This is a genomic window from Desulfosporosinus lacus DSM 15449 (genome assembly GCF_900129935.1).
GTDB lineage: Bacteria > Bacillota > Desulfitobacteriia > Desulfitobacteriales > Desulfitobacteriaceae > Desulfosporosinus > Desulfosporosinus lacus.
Window position 1 is genome coordinate 1 of the sequence record NZ_FQXJ01000035.1, and the last position, 22,885, is coordinate 22,885.

Consider the following 22,885-nt stretch of genomic DNA (forward strand, 5'->3'; position numbering starts at 1 on the left):
CTAAAAATGTCTTTTTTCCTATCATTCTTATCACCACTATCAAATTGATATACCAATAAATGGTATTCACTCTGATTATGGTGGCCGATTTGAAATGTCAAGCGTTTTTTGCTATTGTTAAAACATTTTTTGCAATTATAAAGGGCTATTTCCTATTTATGTAAGGATAGCCTGATGACATTGGGAGTCTACCCCCACCGAAGTAGAATAAGGAACGGGGCTGTTGCAAAACAGCGTTGGAAAATGACCTGCACAAAAAATCAGCCCGAGAGGACGCATAGTGAAGCCTTTGGGGCTGATTTGCTTTTGGGCATCTCGACCAAGGGTGAAAGCCTTCTCTTCGGCTTGTACCAAGAATCTTACGCGCGTATGATTCTTGGTACAAGCCCGACCGGGTTATACGCAAAACTACACTTCAACCCTTGGGAAATTTAGATCTTTCGCTAAATTAGCTCAATTTTGCAACAGCCCCGTCTAGGAAATGATAAAAGAAGATAAAAAAGGAGGATTGGCATAATTATGGCCAACCCTCCTTTCTTATTCAAATAATCTAATAAAATCCATCATTTCTTGCCAGAAACTGTTTTAAACGGCCAGTGTATTATGCCACCCAGGTTAAAAACATTAACATAGCCCTGCTTCAATAATATCCTTACAGCAGCTCTGCTTCGACTCCCACTCCGACAATAGACAAAGATCGTGGCTTGTTTGTCTGGCAATTTTAGACCAGCTTCCTGGGCTAAAATGTTTAAAGGAATCAAAGTACTTTTGGGAATATGATTCTCCAGAAATTCTTCCTGAGTTCGAACATCCAGAAGAATGATCCCCTTTTCCGTATCTAATCTCTTCTTTGCTTCTTTTGGTGCAATTTTTAAGTGACTGATCTTCCCTGTGTTTTTGATATAAACCCAGATTATTAGTACTCCCACGAATAAAGCGATAGTAATAGTTTGGTTCATACTTTATCCCTTTCTAATAAGAAATGCCGAGACCCCTCTATACCCTCCTATGGTATAAAGGAATTGTATGATGCAATACCATTTTTGTCAATTAATAATATCTGGTATTGTAACAACGACTGAGGTAATGCAGGCATTTCCTTAAATGACCAAAAGAGGAGCGAACCCCTATCGTTACTTAGGAGTTCGCCCCTTACCGTTGTTATCCGACATCGGTTATTAGTGAATGAGTTTACTCTGCCTTTTGAGCATTAGAGTTTTTACGGCCGCAGCCTTTTTTCTGCCCAAAACCATGAAATTCGCCTTTGTCGATATCTTGTTCAATTCTTTGTTGACGTTCTTGCATGGCGTTCTTGATTTTATCGGCTTTTGTTTGATCTAAGATTCCAGCCTCTACTTCCTTATCAATAATCTGAACTTTGATGCTGTTCATTTGTTGAGTGAGAGCTTTAATCTCCTTCAATTTATCTTGATCAACAGCCCCTAAGGCGGGCACAGCGCTTAGAACCAACAAAGCCAAAGCCAAAATGCTTGCAGCCAGTCTTCTCATATGCCAGACCTCCTCATTCATTTTATTGCCGGAAACATTCTTAGAATGTCCAATAATATAGTTTATTATTATTGATATTTGATCGAATTGAACTCGTTCAGCTAAGGCCGAACATCGAGACTTATGTCACCGAAACAGAATAAGGAACACCCACTTTTAATAGAAGTGGGGTCCTTCTATTCCTCTTTGGTCAGTTTTAATACTAGCTCGTTTTGTTCATAATCATTAGCATAGTTCTGTCCCCATTTACACAAGGTATCTAAAATAGGCAGGAGACTCTGACCTGCTTGAGTCAGAGAATATTCAACCTTGGGCGGGATTTGTGTATAAATCAATCTCTTGACCAAACCACTGTCTTCCAGCTCCCGAAGCTGTTGAGTTAACATTTTGGGTGTGACATTAGGGATAGCTTTTCTCATTTCACTGTATCTTAAGGTTTTATCCCCTAAATGCCAGAGTATAAGGGCTTTCCACTTTCCACCGATGAGGGCCAACGTCAATTCCATGGAACATTGATACTCATTATTCTTGAACTTGATCATTAAGTCTCACTCCTTAGTCTATCAAGAGTCTTTAGTTCGTATAAGTATAATCTCCCTCGAACTAACACGGTATACATTTGGTTACTATAGTACGAAAATGTACGTACTTGCTAACTATTATTATATCGTTTATTATCATATCAGGCAATGACCAAGGCTAAATAGCAGGGAGTGTTTGTTTTATGAAAGTTGTAGCTTTTAATGGAAGTCCGCGGGTCAATGGCAATACTTCGCAAAGCATAAAAATGGTTTTAGCGGAATTAGAAAAAGAAGGAATTGAGACTGAAATTGTCCAATTGGGAGGGCGTAAAGTCTTTGGTTGCTTGGCCTGCGGCAAATGTAGCGAAATGATGAACAACCGATGTGTACGCAAGGACGATGAAATGAATACTTTCATCCAGAAAATTGAAGAGGCAGATGGCATCATTATAGGTTCCCCCACGTACTTCAGTAATGTGAGTACGGAAGTAAAAGCTCTTATTGACCGTTGTGGTTATGTATCAAAGTCTAACGGAGGTGCCTTATTAAGGGGAAAAGTTGGAACTTCGGTCGTTTCCGTACGTAGAGCCGGATCCACCTTTACCTACTCTGCTATTAACTTCTTCTTTGGCATAGCCGAAATGGTCATTTGCAGTTCAAGTTATTGGAATATGACCTTATCCCGTGATCCAGGCGATGTTCAAAATGATAATGAAGGCATCCAGACCTTTCAAACCCTTGGTAAAAACATGGCTAAACTTTTAAAGCAAGTTCGCTAAATTAAGCGAGGTAACTAATCAGCGAAAACTTCAAGATCGCATGGCTGAGTATACTATCGAGAACTATCTAACGAAGAATTAACCATAAACAAAGAAGAGACGCCTTAAAACGTCTCTTCTTTGTGTTATGGTATACCCTACAAATCAAACCTCAAATAATTGTCTTCAGGGTTGATTAATCAACCTAGTGTGATAATATGGACACTTAAAGATGGAGTTATGCAGTTTAATGAATTACTGAGAGCTTTGCCAACAATACGGCAATGATTGCACAAGTTTTATTGACAGCAATCACGCTTAAAACTTGCTTATCTTTGAAAAAATAGGTTTCAATAGAACGCTCTAAAGTGATAAAAACTAAGATCGTTACAAGAAAGGATGAGAAATAAAAGCCTGCTCCTGCTGCTAAACCAATCGCTGATACTACCCAAAGAGAAGCAGCCGTTGTTTGATACTAACAAAATCCGAAGCAAAGGCGAGTGGTATCCTAGTCATGGCTATTTTAAAGAAATTTATCAAATATTATAAACCCTATAAATACCTGTTTTATGCCGACATCATGTGTGCCTTGATTGTTTCCATTATCGATCTGTCCTTTCCACAAATCCTTAGTTATCTAGCTAAAAATCTATTTACTCAAGATAAAGAAATAATTCTGCAAGCCATAGGATTTATCGGCATAGCCCTGCTGTTTATGTATGTTATTAAGTATTATTGCCAGTATTTCATTATTTCCTGGGGACACATTATGGGCGCGAAGATGGAAACCGATATGAGAAAAGATCTGTTCAATCAATTTCAGCGGTTATCCTTTTCTTATTATGATAGAAACAATACTGGAGAAATGATGTCCAAATTGGTCGCAGACTTGTTTGATATATCCGAACTTGCTCATCACGGGCCAGAAAATATTTTTATCTCCACGCTAAAGATCATTGGCTCCTTTAGTATCTTAATGTTGATTAATATTAAAATGACCCTGATTTTATTAGTGGTGACGCTGGTCATGGTGGTCTTCACCATTTACAAAAACATTAAAATGGCTCCCAGCTTTGCAGATAGCAGGGTGAAAATTGCCGCTGTAAATTCCAGCCTGCAAGATAGTTTATCTGGAATCCGAGTTGTCAAATCCTTTGCCAATGAACGAGTAGAAAGAGAAAAATTCAGAAAAAGCAACCACGATTTTTTGGACTCTAAAATTAGAATCTACAAATTGATGGGTAATTTCCACGCTTGGAATTCTTTTTTTGAAGGGTTGCTCTATGTTGTGATCATTGTTTCCGGGGGGGTATTTATAGCCAATGGTTCGTTAAAAATTTCCGATCTGGCGATTTATGTCCTTTATGTCAACCTCTTTATCAATCCCATAGACGTATTAATAAATTATACTGAATCATTTCAAAAAGGCTACGCTGGTTTCAAACGATTTATTGAGGTTTTGGAGACTGCGCCAGATATTGTGGACAAAGCAGGAGCTAAACCTTTGACAGACGTTAAAGGAGAAATTAATTACAAGAATGTCTCCTTTCGCTATGACGATGATTCCAATGTTTTAGATAATGTGAGTCTAACCATAAAAGCAGGAAAGAACATCGCCCTAGTCGGACCATCGGGGGGAGGGAAAACAACTTTCTGTTCTCTGTTGCCAAGATTTTATGATGTAACATCCGGATTAATAACCATTGATGGAAATGATATCCGAGACGTGACGCTAGATTCTTTACGAAATGCTATCGGGATAGTGCAGCAGGATGTCTATATGTTTGATGGCTCAATCAGAGAAAACATTGCCTATGGCAAGGCCGGATCTTCAGAAGCCGAAATTATTGAGGCAGCCCAAAAAGCCAATATTCATGAGTTTATCCTGTCTCTTGACGAGGGGTATGATACTTATGTTGGGGAACGAGGGGTCAGGCTCTCTGGTGGACAAAAACAACGATTATCAATCGCCAGAGTGTTCTTAAAGAACCCTCCCATTTTAATCTTAGACGAGGCTACGTCAGCCCTAGATAATGAAAGTGAACGCTACATTCAAAATTCTCTGGAAAAGCTCTCTGAAAATCGGACGACCATCGTGATTGCCCACAGGCTGAGTACGATAAAAAACTCGGACGAAATTGTGGTGGTTACCGATGAAGGCATCCAAGAAAGAGGCAGTCATAAACAACTGCTCGAAAAGGCTGGCATCTATGCCCATTACTATAATATGCAATTTGAAGGCTTGGAATAGTGCTAAATCAGTCCCAGTTTCTTGATGACCTCTAACATTTTATTTGTATCGATTGGTTTAGCGGCATAAGCCTCACACCCGATTTCAAAAGCCTGATTAACATAATCAGTTTCTGCTAAAGCTGTCGTCATAATGACCTTTACCCGCTGTTCAGATGCAAACTCTTGTTTAGTCTCATAGTCGCGGATGGCCTTCAATACTTTAACCCCATCTACTTTAGGCATCATAATATCCAGGCAAATTAAATCATAGGGAGCCTTTTCCTTAATTGCTAACAAATATGCGTCAAGCGCTTCCAACCCATCAACTACCAAATCCACTTCACCATACTGCCCAAGGAATTTTGACAAGAACCGCCGACTAGCTAAATCATCTTCCGCAATTAAAATCTTCATCTTTTTCACCCTCTCAATTATTTAGGCATAAATAAATTTCAAATTCTCTTTTTAGACTTTGAGCGTATTTATTCGCTTCCTCCTGGTTTTCGCGTCTGGCGGCCAATTCAATTTTAAACGCTAAAGTTTTAAGGTCATCCGCTTCGATCAAGTTACAATTATGTTTAATTTTATGTGCAATTTCTTCAGTGAGATTAATATCCTCATAGCTTAGTGCAAATCGAAGTTCCTCAATATCTCGTGAAACTTCTATGATAATGGCATCTTTATCATATTCCAAGGGCATCTCAGAATCAATATTCAGTACTACTCCATCTTCACTAATCCTTACCTCATGTTTAGGCACAGCGTGCAGTTTATCTGCTGAGATATTTCGATTCACCACCTCTTCTAACAGGGAGAATAATTTACCCATCCTGATAGGTTTGGGCATATACTCATCCAGTCCACAGGCTAGAAATTTTTCTCGATCTCCAGCAAGGGCATAGGCTGTTAAAGCGATGATAGGAGTATGTTGATTCTCTCCCTCTTTCTCACGGATTTTGGCAGTCGCTTCGATCCCGTCCATTATCGGCATTTGAATATCCATGAAAATTACATCGTACTGATTTTCAGCATGCAATGCTAAAGCTTCCAACCCGTTCGTGGCAGATTCTATAAAGTGCCCTTTTTCTTTGAGCATTAAAGATAAGACCGTTAAACTGACCTTATCATCCTCTACAATGAGTATTCTCAATGGTCTCATAGAATGGATGGTGCAGGTGTCTTGTGTCGGATAATTTAGTTTGCCAGATCGCATGAACTTTAGACTAAAGCTAAAAGTACTCCCTTTCCCCTCTTGACTTTCCACTGATATGGTTCCGCCCATCATCTGTACGAGTTGCTTAGAAATCGCCAGACCTAGACCAGTACCACCATACTTTCTTGTAATTGAACCATCCACCTGACTAAAGTTCTTAAAGAGCTTAGTTTGTTCATGGGGTGATATACCAATACCTGAATCCGAAATGGAAAATAGAATCTCTATCATTTCGTTTGTTATTTCTAGTTCTTTAGCAGAAAGAACAACCCCTCCGAATTTAGTGAATTTTAAAGCGTTATTTAAAAGATTGTTTAATATTTGCTTAAGCCTGTTGGGATCCCCTATCAAAGTTTGCGGGATCGCATTGGAGCAGTCGCAACATAGGGTTAGCTTCTTTTTCATAGCTAAGGGCAAATGTGCTTTTATCGTTAATTCCAATAATTCAGGGATATTAAATCCTATTTTTTCTATCACTAATTTACCTGCTTCGATTTTAGAAAAATCAAGAATGTCATTAATGATTGTCAGTAAGGAATCTGCGCAGTCTTTAGCGATTTCAAGGTTACCTCGCTGTTCCTGGCTTATATTCTTTAATAGTGTCAAATCAATCATCCCTACGATTCCATTAATAGGGGTGCGAATTTCATGACTCATATTCGCTAGGAATTCACTTTTTGCACGATTAGCAGCTTCTGCTTTATTCTTTGCTAGCTGAAGTTCGTTTTCTACATGTATGCGTTCTGTCATATCTGTGATAAGTGAGACGAAATAACCGGGTTCAGGACTATATAGTTTCACGGAAAACCAACGCTCACTCCAAGCTGAATAGTAAATTGGCAAAGCGAGCTGAAGTCCTGTTGATGCAACTTCCCCATATTCAGCCATCCTTTGGTCGAATAACTGAGGATCTTCGCCAGAAAAAAGCTCCGAATATTTCTTGCCAATAATTTCCTTGCGAGATACTCGAAATATTCTTTCATATGCTTCATTAATCTCCAGGATTTCATAATCTATGGGTTTTCCGGTTTCATCATAGATTACTTTGTTATGAGCAAAGCTGTCGGGCATATTTATAATTAACGAACGATATCGTTCATACAAAAGTCTTTGTTTTTCCTCGCTTTTGAGCAATTCAATTTGTGTTTTCTTTCGCTCAGCGATGTTTCGAGCAAACGATAAAATGCATCTCTTCCCGTCCATCTCGATAAGCTGAGAGTTAACTTCAATTGGTATTTCTTCATCATCTTTAGTAAAGTAAGTACTCTCAAACCTGTATTGCCCTTTAGCAGTCACTTCACTGATAATAGTTTTGAAAAGCTCTTCTTTTTCTCTGCAAAAGTCAGCAATCTTGAGATTGAGAAACTCTTCTTTGCTGTATCCCGTTCTCTCACATACCATCTTGTTCACGTCAATAATTTTTGTCTTTAGGGGTTCGTCCGCTTCAATCTCGAGAAGTATGATACCATCATAGGCTATATCGAAGAGACTGCGATACTTTTTTTCACTAGCCCTTAATAGATCTTCTACCCGTAAACGTTCAGTTATTTCCCGAATGATGCTTACCAAGACTGGTTGGTCTTCGATAAAAGTACCATAAATGCTTACCTCAACAGGAAAGGCACTGCCATCTTTGCGAATATGGCAAGTCTCGAATAAAATCCCTTGATTCCCCGCCTGTCTCATTTGTTCTAAAGTAAAGTCATGCTGATCTCGGATATCAAAGACCTTTAATGATAGAAGTTCCTCTTTCGTATAACCATACGCTTGGACCGCGGCGGTGTTGGCTTCTAATATGTTTCCTCCCATATCTAAAAATATAATTATATCGCGTGCTTGTTCTAAAAGAACTTGATACTTTTTTGCTGTATCCTCGACTAATTTGCTATTTGTAATATTGTCCAAGGCTATGACCATATTGGGTTTGCCCACGTTCATTATTGGGGTAATACTTGCCCTGAACCAAAATTTCTTTTCTTTTTCATTTTGTATCAAAACTTTACTGTATTCCAACTGGGTTATAGGTTGTCCTGACTTAAAGGCTAATTCAACAGCCAATCTCAATTGACATGATTGACATTGTACCCCATAGCCACACCCCTTAATATTTTCTGTACTGCCATAACAATGAAGTCCATTGCCAATACGTTTACCGAAAACATTCTCGGGATTGTGATCCAAAAACTCTGACCCAGCAATATTTACCTTTTCAATTAACGAATATTCATTCAGTAAAAACATTCCTATCGGAGTGGTATTGAAAATTAGTTCAAAGTTGTTTGAGTCCGTCTTTTCTTTGTTCATGTCCATCCTCAACACCCCCTTTATGATAAATTGTCAATCTCTATTTCCTAAGATTGATACAAGGGCTTGGGCCATAGTATCAAGAGAGACCTGCTTTTCCACCGCCCCGATTTCAAAGGCAACTTTCGGCATACCATAAACTACCGATGTTTGTTCATCCTGTCCAATAGTTCTTGCGCCCCTTCTTCTCATACTGAGCAACCCTTTTGAACCATCATACCCCATACCCGTCAGAATAACGCCGATCGCACTCTTACCAACTTCCTTTGCCACAGACTCAAAGAGAACATCGATCGAAGGGCAGTGTCCATTCACTTTCTCACCCTCGAAACACTCTGCTCTGTATCGATTTCCGAACTTCTTTAGCCGCATATGCTGTCCGCCGGGGGCAATCAGTACACTTCCTTGATCCACATAATCACCCGTCTCAGCTTCCTTGACTTGCATTTGAGTTGAGTTATTAAGCCTGTCAGCAAACATTCTGGAGAATACCGGAGGTATATGTTGGGCAATGACGATACCGGGCATTTGAGTAGGCAAATCTTTTAAAATCCTGAAAACTGCCTCTGTTCCTCCTGTTGATGCACCAATGGCTATGAGACTCCCTTCCATTGAAGCGCCTTCCTCCACCATATTCGTTTTGCTCTGTGTGGACAACCTGGAAACTTTTGCGTTTGCCGCTACTTTTATTTTCTGGATTAATTCATGAATAAACCCATGAACATCTTGAACTGATTGAACATTAGGCTTAGTCACAAAATCTACAGCTCCTGCTTTCATCGCCTCGAAGACAGCCATACTAACCGAGCTAACGACAACAACAGGCAGCGGATATTGGGGTAAAAGTCTCTTTATAAATTCAATCCCGTTCATTTTCGGCATTTCAATATCACAGGTCATGACATCAGGTGAATATTCTAGGATCTTATCCCTGGCATCGAAGGGATCAACTGCTTTAGCTACCACCTCAATATAAGGATCAGTAGAAATTCCTCTTGCTAATACTTCTCTAAAAACCAAAGAATCATCGACAACTAACACTTTTATTTTTCTCATGTTCAAGGTTCCTTTCGGTAGACAGCCGGCATGATATACTTATACTCTGTCTCATTCCGATCGAGAGATTCTGAATGCCCAATAAACAAGTATCCACCAGGCTCAGTCGAATCGTAGAACTTCTTTACTAACTTCATCTTTGTATCCTTGTCAAAATAGATCATGACATTCCTGCAAAAAATTGTATGAAACTTCTTTTTGAAAGGGAAAACGACATCCATGAGATTGAATTTCCTATATATTACTTCATTCCTAATCTTATTAACTAGGACATATTTGTCATTATTTAGTTTCTCAAAATAGTTTAGTTTCCAAGACTGCGGCAGTGTGGCAATTCCCTCGTTATCATAAATCCCGTTAATGGCAATATCTAAAACTTTACTGGAAATATCTGTGGCTAGAATTTTTGCATCCCACCATTTTTTATCCACACCAAGAAACTCGTCAATGATCATTGCTAAGGTATATGGTTCTTCACCACTAGAACATCCTGCACTCCATATGCGTAAGTCTCTCTCCTTTGACCTGCTAATGAGATTAGGGAGTACTTTTTCCTTGAAAAAGAAAAAATGATCGACCTCACGCATGAAAAAGGTATGATTAGTTGTTATTTTATCAACGAGCGTTACGATTGCATCCCCGGTTCGATCAGTTACAACATAATGAAAGTAATCATTAAAATTTTGGAAGTTTTTTTCTATCAATACATTACTAAGCCTGCCCATTAAAAGAGTTTGTTTTTCCTTCTTCAAAAAGATACCATAATTTACTCTAATATACTCAGCTAGTTGTTTAAACTCCTGGTCTGTTATTGAAAGCATAGCATTATTACACCTCCTTCTTAATCAATTTCGCTGTATTAGTTTCAGGAGAGCCCTTAAGGCTCTCCTTTTTTAAAAACTATATTTGCAACAAGGTCTACCACCTCTGTCACAAACCTGAACATTTTTTAAATATAACTTTAGTTGAAGTTAGTACTTTCCAAATTCGTTATTGCTTAGAGAAATTTGAGATGAACTGTTTGTTACCCCAGCTCCGGAATATCCTTGTTTATCAAAATTATTATTGAACCTTTTCTTCCGGGACATATCTTCCAGCATTTGCAATACCTCTGGGTTAAGGTCTTCTAATCCGCTATAGGAGGACCCATTGATTTTCCTCAACTTAAACTTATTTACTTGATCTCTTAACAGTTCTGCTTGACTTGAGAGTTCCTCACTTGCGGCAGCACTTTCTTCCGAAGTAGCTGAATTGGTTTGAACCACGCTTGAGACCTGCATGATACCTTGATTGATTTGATTAATTCCCAAAGCTTGTTCATTGGATGCAGTCGCGATGTCTGCCACCAGGTTAGTTGCTTTACTAACCCCTTCAACAATTTTGTTAAGTGCTTGTGCGGTATCATTAGCGATTTTAGTTCCGCCTTCCACCTTCTTCATAGAACCTTCAATCATGGCAGTTGTTTCTTTAGCGGCATTTGCAGAACGTGCAGCAAGGTTTCTTACTTCCTCCGCAACCACGGCGAAACCTTTACCATGTTGACCCGCCCTGGCGGCTTCGACGGCAGCATTTAGAGCTAAAATATTGGTCTGAAAAGCGATTTCGTCAATTACCTTAATAATCTTGAAGATGTTTCCAGAAGCTTCATTGATCTCTTCCATAGCTTGAAGCATCTCTTTCATCTGCTGATTACCTTGAATGGCATTTTGTCTTGCCGCCTCGGCAAGCTCATTCGCTTGACTGGCATTTTGGGCGTTTAGCGTGGTTTGTGTGGATATTTCTTCGATGGAAGCTGTTAGTTCTTCGATAGAACTGGCTTGTTCAGTTGCACCTTGGGAGAGAGCCATACTAGAAGCAGATACCTGTCTAGACCCGGATGCTACTTGTTCGGATGCGGTATTGAAGCTTGTCATCACCTCATTAAGATTAGTCGACATACGCTCAAAGGCTGATGACAGAATACCAATTTCATCCTTTGTGTTAGCCCGAATGCTTACATCTAAGTCTCCATCCGCAATCTTCTCTGCAACACTGACAAGTTCACTAATTGGTTTGCTGATAATTCTTGATATAAATACTCCGAGAATGATAGCAATGATAACCGCTATAACAACAACTGCCGTCATTACTTGAATAGTACTATTGGCTGTCGCGCCATATTCTGTAGTTTTATCCAAGCCGCCATCAATTTTTAATTGAAATAGTATAGCAATCGCCTCTTGTACTTTAACAGTTGGAGCAGAGGCTTCTCCGTAAAACAAAGCAATGGCTTGCTCGTTTTGATTCGCTTCGACTAATTGGAAAACCTTATTTCTGGCTTCTTTATAGCTTGCTAGATTATCAGACAATACTTTAAAAACTTCACGCCCTTGATCCGTCTGCATGTTTTTTCCCATCTTTATTAATCCGTCATCAATAATAGCGTCTTTTTCTTTCAACGTGTTGAGGCTTTTTGAATAATCTGCGTTATGAAAAAGCACATCTCTAATGAGACTCCGTTCTTCTTGGAAGGCTAAACCGACTTCTCCTACGTCAGCAGTAGCTATGCCATATACATTAAACAGGTTGCCGAAATTGGCTGTAGTATTCTTCAAGCTGATTATGCCAACAACACCAACAACCCCCGCTAAGATAGCTATAAGAACAAAAGAACTAATTATTTTTGCACCGATTTTCATATTATAAAACCACTTCATGAACCCTTTCCTCCCTATTACTTAAATATTTTCTAGATTTTCAATTTCCAAATCGGTCAGGAGTTTACCAGAATCCAAAAGAAGTTTTACATCGTTCCCCACCTTGCCTATACCTCTGATATATTTATTTCCTTCTTTGTTCAGACTTGGCGGAGAAACGATTTCTTCATCCGAAATTGAGATCACCTCAGAAACACTGTCAACGATAAGACCTATCGGGATTTCTCTAATATCAATGACTACAATGCATGTCCGATCGTTATATTCTCTGAAAGGCTTTCTAAACCTCAACCTTACATCCATCAAAGGAATAATCTTTCCCCGCAAATTAATGATTCCTTTGATATACTCAGGCATTTCCGGAATTTCCGTGATAGGCTGAAGCCCAATTATCTCTGTTACATATTTAATCTCAATTCCATAAAACTCATTCCCTAAACAAAATGTGAGGAATTTACCCTTTTGCGTGTCTTCAACTTGATCTTCACTGTCTACTGCCTCATTCTCTGACATGCAATCTATCCTTTCCGCCTGAGAACTAACCCCATTCTCGTTTATCCTTGCTGTTGATGGCCGACTCAAGGAGATTAGTTACGAGTAAATTACCCGGTTTTCTTGACAGTGAACAGCCCCGCAATATCAAGAATTAAACTGATACTTCCATCTCCTAATAAAGTACACCCTGCGAGTCCTGTGACCTTCTTGGTATGTTTAATATAGGCAGGAAGTGATTTAACGACAACTTGCTGCTGACCGATTAACTCATCTGCAAAGATACAAAGAGTTTGATCATCCTGTTCTACCATAATAATGATTCCGTCGGCAAAATTAGTAACAAGCGTATTGACATGATACCTTCTATGTAAGCGGAGTATAGGAAAACACTGCCCTCTGACCATTATCATCTCATTATCATCCGGATCAACAATGATATCCGTAGTTTTTGGCCTAAAGGATTCCTTAATCGCGGTTGTCGGTATGGTATAACGCGAATCCCCCACTTTAATATTCATACCATCGATGATAGCCAAGGTTAGTGGAATTTTAAGAGTAAGGGTGGTTCCCTTTCCGGGAACACTATCCGCCGTAATTGCTCCCCCTACTGCTTCAATATTTTTAACCACGACATCCATTCCAACCCCGCGTCCAGAAAACTCTGTAACAGTCTCATTCGTTGAAAATCCCGGCAAAAAAACTAAGTTATAGATTTCCTTATCTGTGATTTCGTCCTCGGGAACTTGAAGCAATCCCTTTTCACGTGCTTTGGACATGATTTTAGCTTTATTAAAGCCTCCTCCATCGTCACGTATAATGATTAAGACATCCCCTCCTGCATTTTTTGCTTCTAAGATAATCGTTCCCCAACGGGGTTTCCCCTTCATTTCTCGATCTGAGGGCATTTCAATCCCGTGATCAATCGAATTGCGAATAAGATGCATTAAGGGATCCGAAATATGTTCAATAATATTTTTATCCACCTCGGTCTCTTGACCAATCAACTCCAGTCTAACATCCTTGTTGAGCTTTTTGCACATATCGCGAACTGTACGGTTCATTTTTTGGAACGTACCTGTTAAAGGCACCATGCGCACAGACATGACAGTATCCTGTAACTCGCTGGTGATTTTTCTAAGTTGTCTGGCTGCCTTTTCAAAGTTATTAAGTTCCAAGCCCTTAAGGTCGGGATTTTGAGTCACCATCGCTTCAGCGATCACCATTTCCCCAACCAGATCCATTAACTGGTCTAACTTGGCTACACTGACACTTATAATACTTTGCTGAGATGCTGAAGAATAGCTTTCTTTTTGATCATTCGTTATACCTTCACGAGACGAAGAGGCGGGAATTTTAGCACTGTCGTTTAATAAGATTTTCCTTTCTTCATGAAGATCGTCAAATGGTTCACTATTCTTGACTTGTGTTAGTTGAAGGTCCTTTAAATAGATTGTCTGGCTCAGAGTTCGATGGATTTCTTCCAAAGAGCGATCCGTTTTAAAAAACAGTGTAAATCCCTGTTCCTGAATAACTTCTGCACTGTCCTCATGATCTAGATCTTCCGGGATATGGTAGTATTCTTTAACAAGATCCCCCAGATCGTTAACCACCCCAAACGCTCTTAGGTTTTCCATTCCACAATCTTCTTCAAAATAAAGAGTGGCCTGAAATGAGTTACTATAGGATTGAGGTTCTGTTCTTACTTTACTTATATAATATTGCTGCTTCTTGGGGGCAGAATTTCCCTGTGAAGTTGCTGTATCTTTTATTTCTTGATCACTAACCGTGTAATTCTGAGCTTTAATGGTGGCATGAAAGATTCGCAAACTCTCAATTAAGGCAGCAGCATCCCCTTCCGCTTCATCTCCATTTCTGATCTTTGCAATTTCCACTTTGATAAAATCAATACCCTCAAGCACTAAATCTGATAATTGAGAGGAATCAATATTCTGAGGCTTGTCTTCACGCAGAACAAAGAATACATCCTCCATAGAATGGGCTAAGGTAGAAATATTATTAAAAAGCATCATTGCTGAGGAACCTTTAATTGTATGCATTATCCGAAAAATCTCATTGATTGCATCGGAATCGTAGGATTCAAACTTCTCATTGGCAATGATTAATTGCTCCATTTGCTCAATCAGTTGCATTGATTCAAATATAAAGAGCTCCAGCATGGGCTCATTGTGATACTGGTCAGTCAATTTAATCACCCCCTTTTGACTTGGAATTACCTATTATACGCCCAACACTTTGGAAATCGTTTTATGTAGCAATTCCTCCTTAAAAGGTTTAACAATAAAGGTTTTTGCTCCACTAATTATTGCTTGTTTCACCATCCCCTCCTGACCCATGGATGACACCATGATTACCTTAGCCTGAGGATCAAATGCTTTAATTAACTTGAGAGCTTCAATACCTGACATTTCGGGCATGGTAATATCCATGGTCACAACATCAGGGCGCAACTCTTTATACATTGAAACTGCAATTAAGCCATTCGCGGCTTCTCCGACAATTTCAATATCTTGATTCTGGAGCATATTTCGAATGGAAACCCGCATGAAAGCCGCATCATCAACAATAAGTAGTTTTTTCATCTAACTTCACTCCTCATATTAACTGGGATTACTTACCCTATCCTAATGCAAAAGCATCCAATAACATTTTTAGAGCAGATAAAGTATGCTCTTTTAACGAAAAATTATAATTATCCATGCGCCATCTCAATACACTTGCTCTTTCTAAGCCGATAATAAGATCGGCCATACTTCCTGGATCTACTTCTTTTGCAAGTACTTTTTTATGTTTAGCTTCCGTAATTAAGGATTTGACTGAATTAAACCTTTTGATAAAAATATTATAAACCACAGCGTTGAGCTCTGGTTCACACATTAATCCCTCACAGGATAGGGTAATTGCAGTTATTTCAGGGTAATTTTCATAATACGTTACGTAAGCTTCTACAAAATAAGTAATTGCTTCGATCGGCGTATAATCTCTAAGCTTTAATGATTCGATAATTGCCTGATCATATTGGGAAAAATATTCGAGTACCGCCAGAATCAGTTCGTTTTTCGATTTATAATGCTTAAATATGGTTGATTCGGAGATACCCTGCCTCTTCGCCACCTCCCTGGTCGTAAGCCCCTGAAGACCCTTTTCACTAATAACTTCAATCGTCGATAAAATTAAGCTTTCTTTAGTATGTATCAGTTTCGACAACAGCGTCCCCTCCGTCGAAAGTAAACATTTACTCTCCTATTATATATACAATCATAATACTTGGTCGACATTTTTCTGTCAATTAGTTTTTAATTCGTTTTAAATATTTTTTTTACTTTAATTTTCACTTATATCCGATAATTTTCCGGACTATTCAATTAAATAGAAACATACTTTTCTGCTAAATTTAATATTAACGTTTTGGCGGAAAAATCCCCTGAAACAATAAAAAAATCCCCCTCTATCGCATAGTGCATTAGAGGGGAGCCTGAGTTGCGAAAAGTTCTTAGTTCACTGCATCAAGATACGAACCTTTGCAATTACAGTTTTAGAACTTAAAGGATCAGGAATAACCATTAAATTAAAAGTCTGAGTTCTGTTTAATACCTCATACCCTAGTTCACCTGTCATCCTTCCTCCAGCTTTAATTGTCCCATCTATAGCATCCTTAAAGACCGGAATAGCCTTTATGCTGGAGTTTTGCTTTTTACCAAACAGATCTGTAAGTTTAAACCCTATCATACTTCTAACCTCGATATCAGTGCTTCCCTGATTTTCAATCGTAAGATTTATAAAAAGGTACGTATTATCTTCTCTTGCAGACCTATCATAACCACTGACGTCTGAAGTCCTGATATCGTTTATTCTATATTGAAGGTTTCCTATCTTAAAAGCCTCCCCCAACGCATATGCCTCTTGCTGAGGTATGAGTGCGGTTTGTTGCTTCTGGAATTGTGGCGAATTAGTGTGTGCCTGTGTAGTTAAGGCACCTGCCCCTAGTAGAAAGATTAGCATTGGTACTAGAAGGACTAGCAAACAATATTGAATCTGAGAGCAATACCTGCGTTTTCTTCCCGTCTTACGTGATGCTGCTAGTTTCCACATGTTCTTCGTCCTCCTCTTGGTTCATAGTTTGTCAACAGGGAACTGATGACAATACTTCGTTAAGCGAATATTAGCACAACTATCCGCCTCTGTCTATAGATCCAGAATATAGTATCATTAATTTTTTATATGATGATCCGTTAAATATATCTCAATTATCCTTGTAACTATAGTAATCTGACCTCTTTTTAATGGTTCTCATCTATTATCTATACCTATAGTAATAATAACAATATATTATGATAATAAATTCTTATATGCCTAGAATTTAAAATGGGTTCTCACGCAACTCCGTGAAAACCCTCAATCACCACAATTCCAAGCATCGTATAATAACTTTACGCCCTCTGATATTTCTATTTTACTTAATGCGCCATAACCTAATAAGAATGTATTCTCATATTTCTCTAACATTTGGCCAATAAAATAATCAGAGATAGGATAGACCTTGACACCCTTTTCAGTTGCAGCTTTTCGCATATCGTTTTCACTTTTACTTATTGCTGATTTTATTAGCAAATGACTCCCTGCGCTCTCACCAACAATCTTAATATCATTACCAAAAATTGATAATTCTCTAATTAAGTGCCCCCTTTTATCTTTATATAGCTTGCGCATTTTATTAAGATGTTTTTCATAATTACCTTCAGCAATAAATTTCGCGACAATTCTTTGTTCAAGAATCGATACTTCAGAACCGAATTCAGTGCATATCTTAGTGTAGTTTTTAAGCAATGTTAACGGTAATACCATATAACTTATCCTAATGGATGGCGCTATTGAAGTCGAAAATGTGCCAACATATATGACCTTACCATTTTGATCGATACTTTGCAGGGATGGTAAAGGCTTTCTAATATATCTGAATTCACTGTCATAGTCATCTTCAATTATAAATCGTCCATCCGCTTCATTCGCAAAATTAAGCAACTCAACCCTTCTGCCTATAGGCATGCTGATTCCAAGAGGAAACTGATGGGACGGAGTCACATAAACCGCCACATTAGAAAGGTTTTTAAGAGGTTCAATCTCTATTCCCCTGTCATCTATAGGTATAGGTAAAATTGCATGTCCCATGTGTTCAAAGGTTTTATATGCCTTTCGATAAACAGGGTTTTCCAAAGCTATAGAAGTATTATTGCTTAAGACAAGGCTCAAGGTACGCAATGAACTCTCGGTTCCTGCTCCAATAACTATTTGTCTTTCATCACAGTTTACCCCTCTTGAGCTATGTAAAAAAGCAACTAATTCTCGCCTTAAATTCACATCTCCCTGCGCCATAGTTCTCTTTAGAATGCTATGGTCAAATTCATTAAAACAACTTTTAAAAATATTCCTCCATGTTTTATAGGGGAATGCATGGTGGTCAATATCACTGGGAGAAAAATCAATCTTGAGATTGGACATACTTATATTTAGAGTGTTTTCTTGCTGAGTAACATTTATTCTGTGATATACGTCGATATCACAAACAAAGTATCCCTTCTTTGGGACAGCTATAATATATCCCTCATCTAATAGCTGGCTGTATGCTGTATCAATCGTGTTAATGCTGACGCAAAGATGCTCAGATAGTTTTCTCTTTGAAGGAATTCTATCATGAGGCTTATAATTCTTACTCTGAATTTCAGCTTTTAACCAGTCATAAATTTGCCTATATAATGGTGCTTTATTCGTACATAATGGCAAAGTAATCAAAAGGCACCCTCCAAACTGTTACTATACATATATTGAAAACTGATACTTTTAGAGGTAACAGATATATTCTATAATCAATATATTAATTGTCAAGGAGGATTATTAGTTTATGAACAAACAAAAGAGGGTAGCTGCAATTCACGATATCTCTTGTGTAGGCAGATGTTCACTTACGGTTGCCCTGCCCATTCTTTCAGCAGCAGGGTTTGACACAAGTGTATTGCCTACAGCGATTCTATCTACTCATACTGGCGGTTTTGAAGGTTTTACATATAGAGATTTAACGGAAGATATAAAACCTATTTCAGATCATTGGCAATCACTTAATTTACATTTTGACGCTTTATACAGCGGGTTTTTGGGTTCCTTTGAACAGATTGACTTAGTAGCAGACCTATTTGACACTTTTAGAAGTAACGATACCTTGGTTATGGTTGACCCTGTGATGGCAGACAATGGTGTTTTGTACTCCATTTATTCGCCAGAAATGGCTAGGGGCATGACCAAATTGTGCGCTAAGGCAGATATTATCGTCCCAAATTTGACTGAAGCAGCTTTCCTATTAGATGAGGATTATATTGGGGAAAATTATTCACAAGAATATATTGAAACAACCTTAAAAAAACTATCTTCCCTGGGATCAAAAATGGTTGTACTATCGGGTGTTACGTTTGAAAAAGACAAATTAGGAGCAGCCGCCTTTAATAGCGAAACAGGCAAGATTAGTTATTCCTTCAATGATAAGATTGACGGTTACTTTCATGGCACAGGGGATGTATTTGGGAGCGCCTTATTATCAGCGCTTTTAAATAATTTTCCTCTTGAAGAAGCAACACAAATAGCCGTAGATTATACTCATATGTGCATAAGTTTGACTCAAAAAGCAGAACTGGAAAAAAGATATGGCGTCTGCTTTGAAAAAGCAATCCCCTATCTAATCAAGAAATTAGGGTTATATACTGATCAAGTTACAATCAAATCGGAAAACTTTTAGAAGAACAGCCGGTGATGAGGCTAACATTTGCTCAAATTTAGTCTCGAATACACATACAGCGGGGGTATCCAAGATTCTGGATACCCCCGCTGTATGTGTATTCGAGGCCTGTATTAGACTGTTTAATTCTGACCCATTTTAAGGAGTTGCTTGGCCAAATCTTCTATCCTTACCAAACTATTGGCAATTTCCGTCACTTCATTAGCATGACTTTCGGTTACCTCCGTTAGTTGCTTAATAGCCTCAATTAAAAGCCCCACGGATGATTGAACCTCCTGGACATTTCTTTCAATTGCTTGAGTAGAGGAGTCTGTATCCGTGGCAAGCTTCCTAACTTCTTCTGAAACAATGCTAAACCCTCGTCCATGCTCACCTGCCCGAGAAGCTTCAATCGCCGCATTGATCCCTAGAATTTTACTTTGTTTGGAAATTTTCTTGATTTCCTGTGTTAATTCGTTGGTTCTGCGCATCTCCTTGTTTACCTGTTCAATCTCTGAGTCCATACTTCTGAGTGTAGCCGCCAGTTCTTCAGTCGCAGCTGATAAATTGTGAGCTGATGAAGAAATCGTGACCACAGACTCAAGGATTTCCTGACCGGTTATAAGAAGATTGTCATAATGCTCAAGGGAACAAGCAATAGCAAGGCAGCCAGCGATCTTTGACTCTTCAAAGATCGGTTGAGCGATACCGACAAAAGGTACTCCAAAAATTTCTTTCGACACCCGTCGTACAACGCGTTGTCCACTCGTAAGAGCTTCCAAAACATTTGAGCCTGGCGTAGGTGCATTTCCAAGCTTGGCTCTAGTATCAATTGTTTTTCCCGGGTAATAAGCAACTATCTTCTCAGTATCGAAAAGTGTAACGGCAGCGTCAACATTAAAAAATTTCTGAACTTCCTCAGCTATAATCTGGTAAGCCTCGAATTTTTTCACTTAATTTCCTCCACGTTTAAGATTACTGAAACAAAAGCCACAATATTCATTGTAAATTATAGAACGGATAATTTCAACAAACACCTGTTAATAGTCATTCCCGCCCATCATCTTATTAGGTTTCATATTTACCGCTGTTCTTAAACTGCCCATATCAGATTTTGTTTTTCACAGATGTCTTTCATGAAGGAACGCTGGGAACCATCCTTGAAGTGAACCAGAATCATATTTCCGTCCTCTTTCGCAATGATACCCTCTCCAAAGGTTCTATGTTCTATTACTAAACCAACAACAAAATCACTGGTCATATTTGCAGTTTCTTTTCGGATAACTTCTTCCGGATTTTCCCCTTTCATAACCAGAGAAGTCTCGCGAACAAAACGAGAAGACTTCACATGTTTATTATGATAATAATCCATGGAGCATAAGGTTAAGTGCTGTTGAGCCCTGGTCATCCCTACATAGAACAGGCGCCTTTCCTCTTCCAATAATTCTTTCTGTCCACGTTGGTCGTTCTCAGGTATAACCCCTTCAACGAGGTCAAGCAGATAAACCCGTTCCCATTCTAATCCTTTAGCCGAATGCATCGTTGAAAGTGTCACAGCATTACTGTGCTTATTTTTATAAGAAACCTTCATTTGCTCTTCTAGTAAGGTCAAGCGTTTGGCAAATTCTACTATGGCAGGTTCATTTTGAGCAATTGAGATTAGAATATCCAGGAGACTCCCGATATACTCTTCAGAAAACCCTAACGAGTCACATATTCGTTCAATCGCTTTATCATATTCCAACTGGCTTCTGATAAAACGGATGGCCTTTGCAGGAGGAAGTATATTAAGCACCTTAAATTGTTTCTTGAGTTCTAAATACTCATTTTTACGCTTTGACGTAACCTCTGGTTGTTCTGCTAAGATCTCAAAGATTGAGCGGTCAATTGCCCTTTGCTTAAGATAATCGAGTTGTTGCTTTCTAATATGACAATTAAGCTTAGACCAAATCTTCTCTAAGATTGGCAAGCTTTTATCACTAAAAGAGAAGCGCAAAAAGTTTAGAATATCATTTATAACCCAGTGTGAGAAAAACTTCTGCTTGCCTGCCTCTCTCATATAAAAGGGAATATTAGCCCTGCTTAACTCTTCAGCCAAACAAATTGCAGATAGATTATTGCGGTAAAGCACCCCTATCTTTGACAAATCTTTTTTACTTCTAAGTTCATGGACTAAAAACTGATATTGCTCCCTTATTCCTGTAAAGTGCTCTATTCGAAGTATGTCTCCCGCAGGATTCTTCGTGAACATTTCTTTATCAAAACGCAACTTATTGGAACGAATGAACCCACGGGCTGCGTCCACAATTTGAGGGGTTGAGCGGAAATTCTGTTCCATGCGCAGAATCTTTGCACCAGGATATGTTTGTTCAAAATTTAATAAATACTCCGGCTCGGCGGCTCTAAACCCAAAGATGCTCTGGTCATCATCCCCGACTGCAAAAATATTGCCTTTAGGTTTTACGACGATTTCAATGATCTTATGTTGGAGAAGAGAAGTGTCTTGGCTTTCATCAGTGAGTATATAGTCAAAGCGCTTGCGATAAGCCTCAAGACACTTAGTGTTTTCATTTAGCTCCTGGAACGCAATGGAAAGCATGTCATCATAGTCGATCAACCTTGGCTGACTATTTCTCTTATACTCCTCATAGTCGTTATAAATTAATGGGAAGTTCTTGATATCTGCCTTCTTAAACTCTTCAGGCTGCCTTAAAGTGTTTTTTACATAACAGATGATATTCTGTAACCCTTCCAGTTGCTCGTCCGTAATTGCTGAAGCATTGTGCTTTTCATAGATTCTACGCAGGACCCCTGTCTTGCTTTCAGCGCCTTTTTGTTCCTCAATAATCTCGAACCGAGTGTCCCTTTGACGAAAGGCTGACCGAACCACTTCATAGGCGAAACTATGGATTGTTGAAAATTTAATTTCTTTGTTAGTTTGGTTTTCCGTGTCAGCCTTAACTCCAAACCTTTCCAAATATCGCTCACGCATTTCTTTTGCGGCCGCCCGTCCGAAGGTCAGACAAAGAATCGCTCGGGGATCCACCCTTTTTACTCGTATTAAGTAAGCTATGCGAACTGTTAGAACCGTCGTCTTTCCCGCGCCTGGAACAGCCAAGAGCAATAGCGGCCCCTGATCATGGATGACTGCCCCTTTTTGTTGTGTTGTTAAATTAAGTCCGCTTTTTTCGATATCTGCAAAGAATTCCTTTTCGTTTACCAAATTAACTCTCCCACTTTTATAATTCCGTTATCCAACTATACTTTAGTATTTTATCATTGACATTCATAATAGTATATAATCCGACATCTGAAAGATC

General features: G+C 38.8%; 19 protein-coding genes and 1 pseudogene. 3 read left to right on the forward strand and 17 right to left on the reverse strand.

Annotated elements, in window-relative coordinates; all coding sequences use genetic code 11:
- Nucleotides 1-563: 563 nt before the first annotated feature.
- From BUB11_RS25085 to BUB11_RS25095, 3 genes are all read right to left on the reverse strand, one after another.
- The gene (locus BUB11_RS25085; RefSeq protein WP_073033209.1) at nt 564-959 is read right to left on the reverse strand and encodes a rhodanese-like domain-containing protein; all 396 of its coding nucleotides are present in this window, start codon (nt 957-959) and stop codon (nt 564-566) included.
- A 232-nt stretch (nt 960-1,191) separates the two neighbouring features.
- The gene (locus BUB11_RS25090) at nt 1,192-1,509 is read right to left on the reverse strand and encodes a DUF2680 domain-containing protein (RefSeq protein ID WP_073033211.1); all 318 of its coding nucleotides are present in this window, start codon (nt 1,507-1,509) and stop codon (nt 1,192-1,194) included.
- Between the two features lie 176 nt (nt 1,510-1,685).
- On the reverse strand, nt 1,686-2,051 hold the full coding sequence (locus tag BUB11_RS25095) for a winged helix-turn-helix transcriptional regulator (RefSeq protein WP_073033214.1): 366 nt from the start codon (nt 2,049-2,051) through the stop codon (nt 1,686-1,688).
- A 182-nt stretch (nt 2,052-2,233) separates the two neighbouring features.
- On the opposite strand from BUB11_RS25095, the gene BUB11_RS25100 reads away from it, so the two are divergent.
- Nucleotides 2,234-2,809 carry a flavodoxin family protein gene (locus BUB11_RS25100; RefSeq protein WP_073033216.1) on the forward strand — a complete coding sequence of 192 codons (576 nt, stop codon included), beginning with the start codon at nt 2,234-2,236 and terminating at the stop codon, nt 2,807-2,809.
- A 226-nt stretch (nt 2,810-3,035) separates the two neighbouring features.
- On the opposite strand, the pseudogene BUB11_RS25105 reads toward BUB11_RS25100, so the two are convergent.
- Nucleotides 3,036-3,245 (reverse strand): annotated as a pseudogene (locus BUB11_RS25105) (hypothetical protein); the annotation flags it as partial.
- 57 nt (nt 3,246-3,302) lie between these two features.
- Between BUB11_RS25105 and BUB11_RS25110 the strand changes: the two are divergent.
- Complete coding sequence (locus BUB11_RS25110) at nt 3,303-5,039, forward strand: ABC transporter ATP-binding protein (RefSeq protein ID WP_073033256.1); 1,737 nt, start codon at nt 3,303-3,305, stop codon at nt 5,037-5,039.
- A 2-nt stretch (nt 5,040-5,041) separates the two neighbouring features.
- Here the strand turns inward: BUB11_RS25110 and BUB11_RS25115 are convergent, their stop codons facing one another.
- The 11 genes from BUB11_RS25115 to pdxR all read right to left on the reverse strand — a co-directional run bounded on the left by BUB11_RS25115 (nt 5,042) and on the right by pdxR (nt 18,592).
- Nucleotides 5,042-5,434 (reverse strand): response regulator, encoded by a 393-nt coding sequence (locus BUB11_RS25115; RefSeq protein WP_073033218.1) that lies wholly within the window; start codon nt 5,432-5,434, stop codon nt 5,042-5,044.
- A gap of 13 nt (nt 5,435-5,447) precedes the next feature.
- The gene (locus tag BUB11_RS25120; RefSeq protein WP_084110560.1) at nt 5,448-8,543 is read right to left on the reverse strand and encodes a PAS domain S-box protein; all 3,096 of its coding nucleotides are present in this window, start codon (nt 8,541-8,543) and stop codon (nt 5,448-5,450) included.
- 27 nt (nt 8,544-8,570) lie between these two features.
- The gene (locus BUB11_RS25125) at nt 8,571-9,593 is read right to left on the reverse strand and encodes a protein-glutamate methylesterase/protein-glutamine glutaminase (protein ID WP_073033220.1); all 1,023 of its coding nucleotides are present in this window, start codon (nt 9,591-9,593) and stop codon (nt 8,571-8,573) included.
- A gap of 2 nt (nt 9,594-9,595) precedes the next feature.
- Nucleotides 9,596-10,414, reverse strand: coding sequence for a CheR family methyltransferase (locus BUB11_RS25130; protein ID WP_073033222.1), 819 nt, complete (start codon nt 10,412-10,414; stop codon nt 9,596-9,598).
- 150 nt (nt 10,415-10,564) lie between these two features.
- Nucleotides 10,565-12,289: a methyl-accepting chemotaxis protein gene (locus BUB11_RS25135; RefSeq protein WP_073033224.1), complete on the reverse strand. Its 1,725-nt coding sequence runs from the start codon at nt 12,287-12,289 to the stop codon at nt 10,565-10,567.
- Nucleotides 12,290-12,310: 21 nt separating this feature from the next.
- A complete protein-coding gene (locus BUB11_RS25140; RefSeq protein ID WP_073033226.1) occupies nt 12,311-12,802 on the reverse strand; it encodes a chemotaxis protein CheW in 492 nt (163 codons plus the stop codon).
- Between the two features lie 89 nt (nt 12,803-12,891).
- Nucleotides 12,892-14,988: a chemotaxis protein CheA gene (locus tag BUB11_RS25145; RefSeq protein WP_073033228.1), complete on the reverse strand. Its 2,097-nt coding sequence runs from the start codon at nt 14,986-14,988 to the stop codon at nt 12,892-12,894.
- Between the two features lie 33 nt (nt 14,989-15,021).
- Complete coding sequence (locus BUB11_RS25150) at nt 15,022-15,384, reverse strand: response regulator (protein WP_073033230.1); 363 nt, start codon at nt 15,382-15,384, stop codon at nt 15,022-15,024.
- Nucleotides 15,385-15,421: 37 nt separating this feature from the next.
- On the reverse strand, nt 15,422-16,009 hold the full coding sequence (locus BUB11_RS25155) for a TetR/AcrR family transcriptional regulator (protein WP_073033231.1): 588 nt from the start codon (nt 16,007-16,009) through the stop codon (nt 15,422-15,424).
- Nucleotides 16,010-16,300: 291 nt separating this feature from the next.
- Nucleotides 16,301-16,894, reverse strand: coding sequence for a DUF4352 domain-containing protein (locus tag BUB11_RS25160; protein WP_073033233.1), 594 nt, complete (start codon nt 16,892-16,894; stop codon nt 16,301-16,303).
- Nucleotides 16,895-17,197: 303 nt separating this feature from the next.
- Nucleotides 17,198-18,592 (reverse strand): MocR-like pyridoxine biosynthesis transcription factor PdxR, encoded by a 1,395-nt coding sequence (gene pdxR / locus BUB11_RS25165; protein ID WP_073033235.1) that lies wholly within the window; start codon nt 18,590-18,592, stop codon nt 17,198-17,200.
- Between the two features lie 109 nt (nt 18,593-18,701).
- On the opposite strand from pdxR, the gene BUB11_RS25170 reads away from it, so the two are divergent.
- Complete coding sequence (locus tag BUB11_RS25170) at nt 18,702-19,586, forward strand: pyridoxamine kinase (protein ID WP_073033237.1); 885 nt, start codon at nt 18,702-18,704, stop codon at nt 19,584-19,586.
- A 122-nt stretch (nt 19,587-19,708) separates the two neighbouring features.
- On the opposite strand, the gene BUB11_RS25175 is transcribed toward BUB11_RS25170, so the two are convergent.
- Nucleotides 19,709-20,518, reverse strand: coding sequence for a methyl-accepting chemotaxis protein (locus BUB11_RS25175; RefSeq protein WP_073033238.1), 810 nt, complete (start codon nt 20,516-20,518; stop codon nt 19,709-19,711).
- A 140-nt stretch (nt 20,519-20,658) separates the two neighbouring features.
- Nucleotides 20,659-22,788, reverse strand: a complete 2,130-nt coding sequence (locus BUB11_RS25180; protein WP_073033240.1) for an ATP-dependent helicase — start codon at nt 22,786-22,788, stop codon at nt 20,659-20,661.
- Nucleotides 22,789-22,885 lie beyond the last annotated feature (97 nt).

Coding starts and splice junctions, on each gene's coding strand:
- BUB11_RS25130 (WP_073033222.1), bottom strand. CDS start 10,414: ATGCTTTCAATAACAGACCAGGAGTTTAAACAACTAGCTGAGTATATT.
- BUB11_RS25095 (WP_073033214.1), bottom strand. CDS start 2,051: ATGATCAAGTTCAAGAATAATGAGTATCAATGTTCCATGGAATTGACG.
- BUB11_RS25100 (WP_073033216.1), top strand. CDS start 2,234: ATGAAAGTTGTAGCTTTTAATGGAAGTCCGCGGGTCAATGGCAATACT.
- BUB11_RS25160 (WP_073033233.1), bottom strand. CDS start 16,894: ATGTGGAAACTAGCAGCATCACGTAAGACGGGAAGAAAACGCAGGTAT.
- BUB11_RS25110 (WP_073033256.1), top strand. CDS start 3,303: ATGGCTATTTTAAAGAAATTTATCAAATATTATAAACCCTATAAATAC.
- BUB11_RS25135 (WP_073033224.1), bottom strand. CDS start 12,289: ATGAAGTGGTTTTATAATATGAAAATCGGTGCAAAAATAATTAGTTCT.
- BUB11_RS25085 (WP_073033209.1), bottom strand. CDS start 959: ATGAACCAAACTATTACTATCGCTTTATTCGTGGGAGTACTAATAATC.
- BUB11_RS25170 (WP_073033237.1), top strand. CDS start 18,702: ATGAACAAACAAAAGAGGGTAGCTGCAATTCACGATATCTCTTGTGTA.
- BUB11_RS25125 (WP_073033220.1), bottom strand. CDS start 9,593: ATGAGAAAAATAAAAGTGTTAGTTGTCGATGATTCTTTGGTTTTTAGA.
- BUB11_RS25140 (WP_073033226.1), bottom strand. CDS start 12,802: ATGTCAGAGAATGAGGCAGTAGACAGTGAAGATCAAGTTGAAGACACG.
- BUB11_RS25150 (WP_073033230.1), bottom strand. CDS start 15,384: ATGAAAAAACTACTTATTGTTGATGATGCGGCTTTCATGCGGGTTTCC.
- BUB11_RS25115 (WP_073033218.1), bottom strand. CDS start 5,434: ATGAAGATTTTAATTGCGGAAGATGATTTAGCTAGTCGGCGGTTCTTG.
- BUB11_RS25120 (WP_084110560.1), bottom strand. CDS start 8,543: ATGGACATGAACAAAGAAAAGACGGACTCAAACAACTTTGAACTAATT.
- BUB11_RS25090 (WP_073033211.1), bottom strand. CDS start 1,509: ATGAGAAGACTGGCTGCAAGCATTTTGGCTTTGGCTTTGTTGGTTCTA.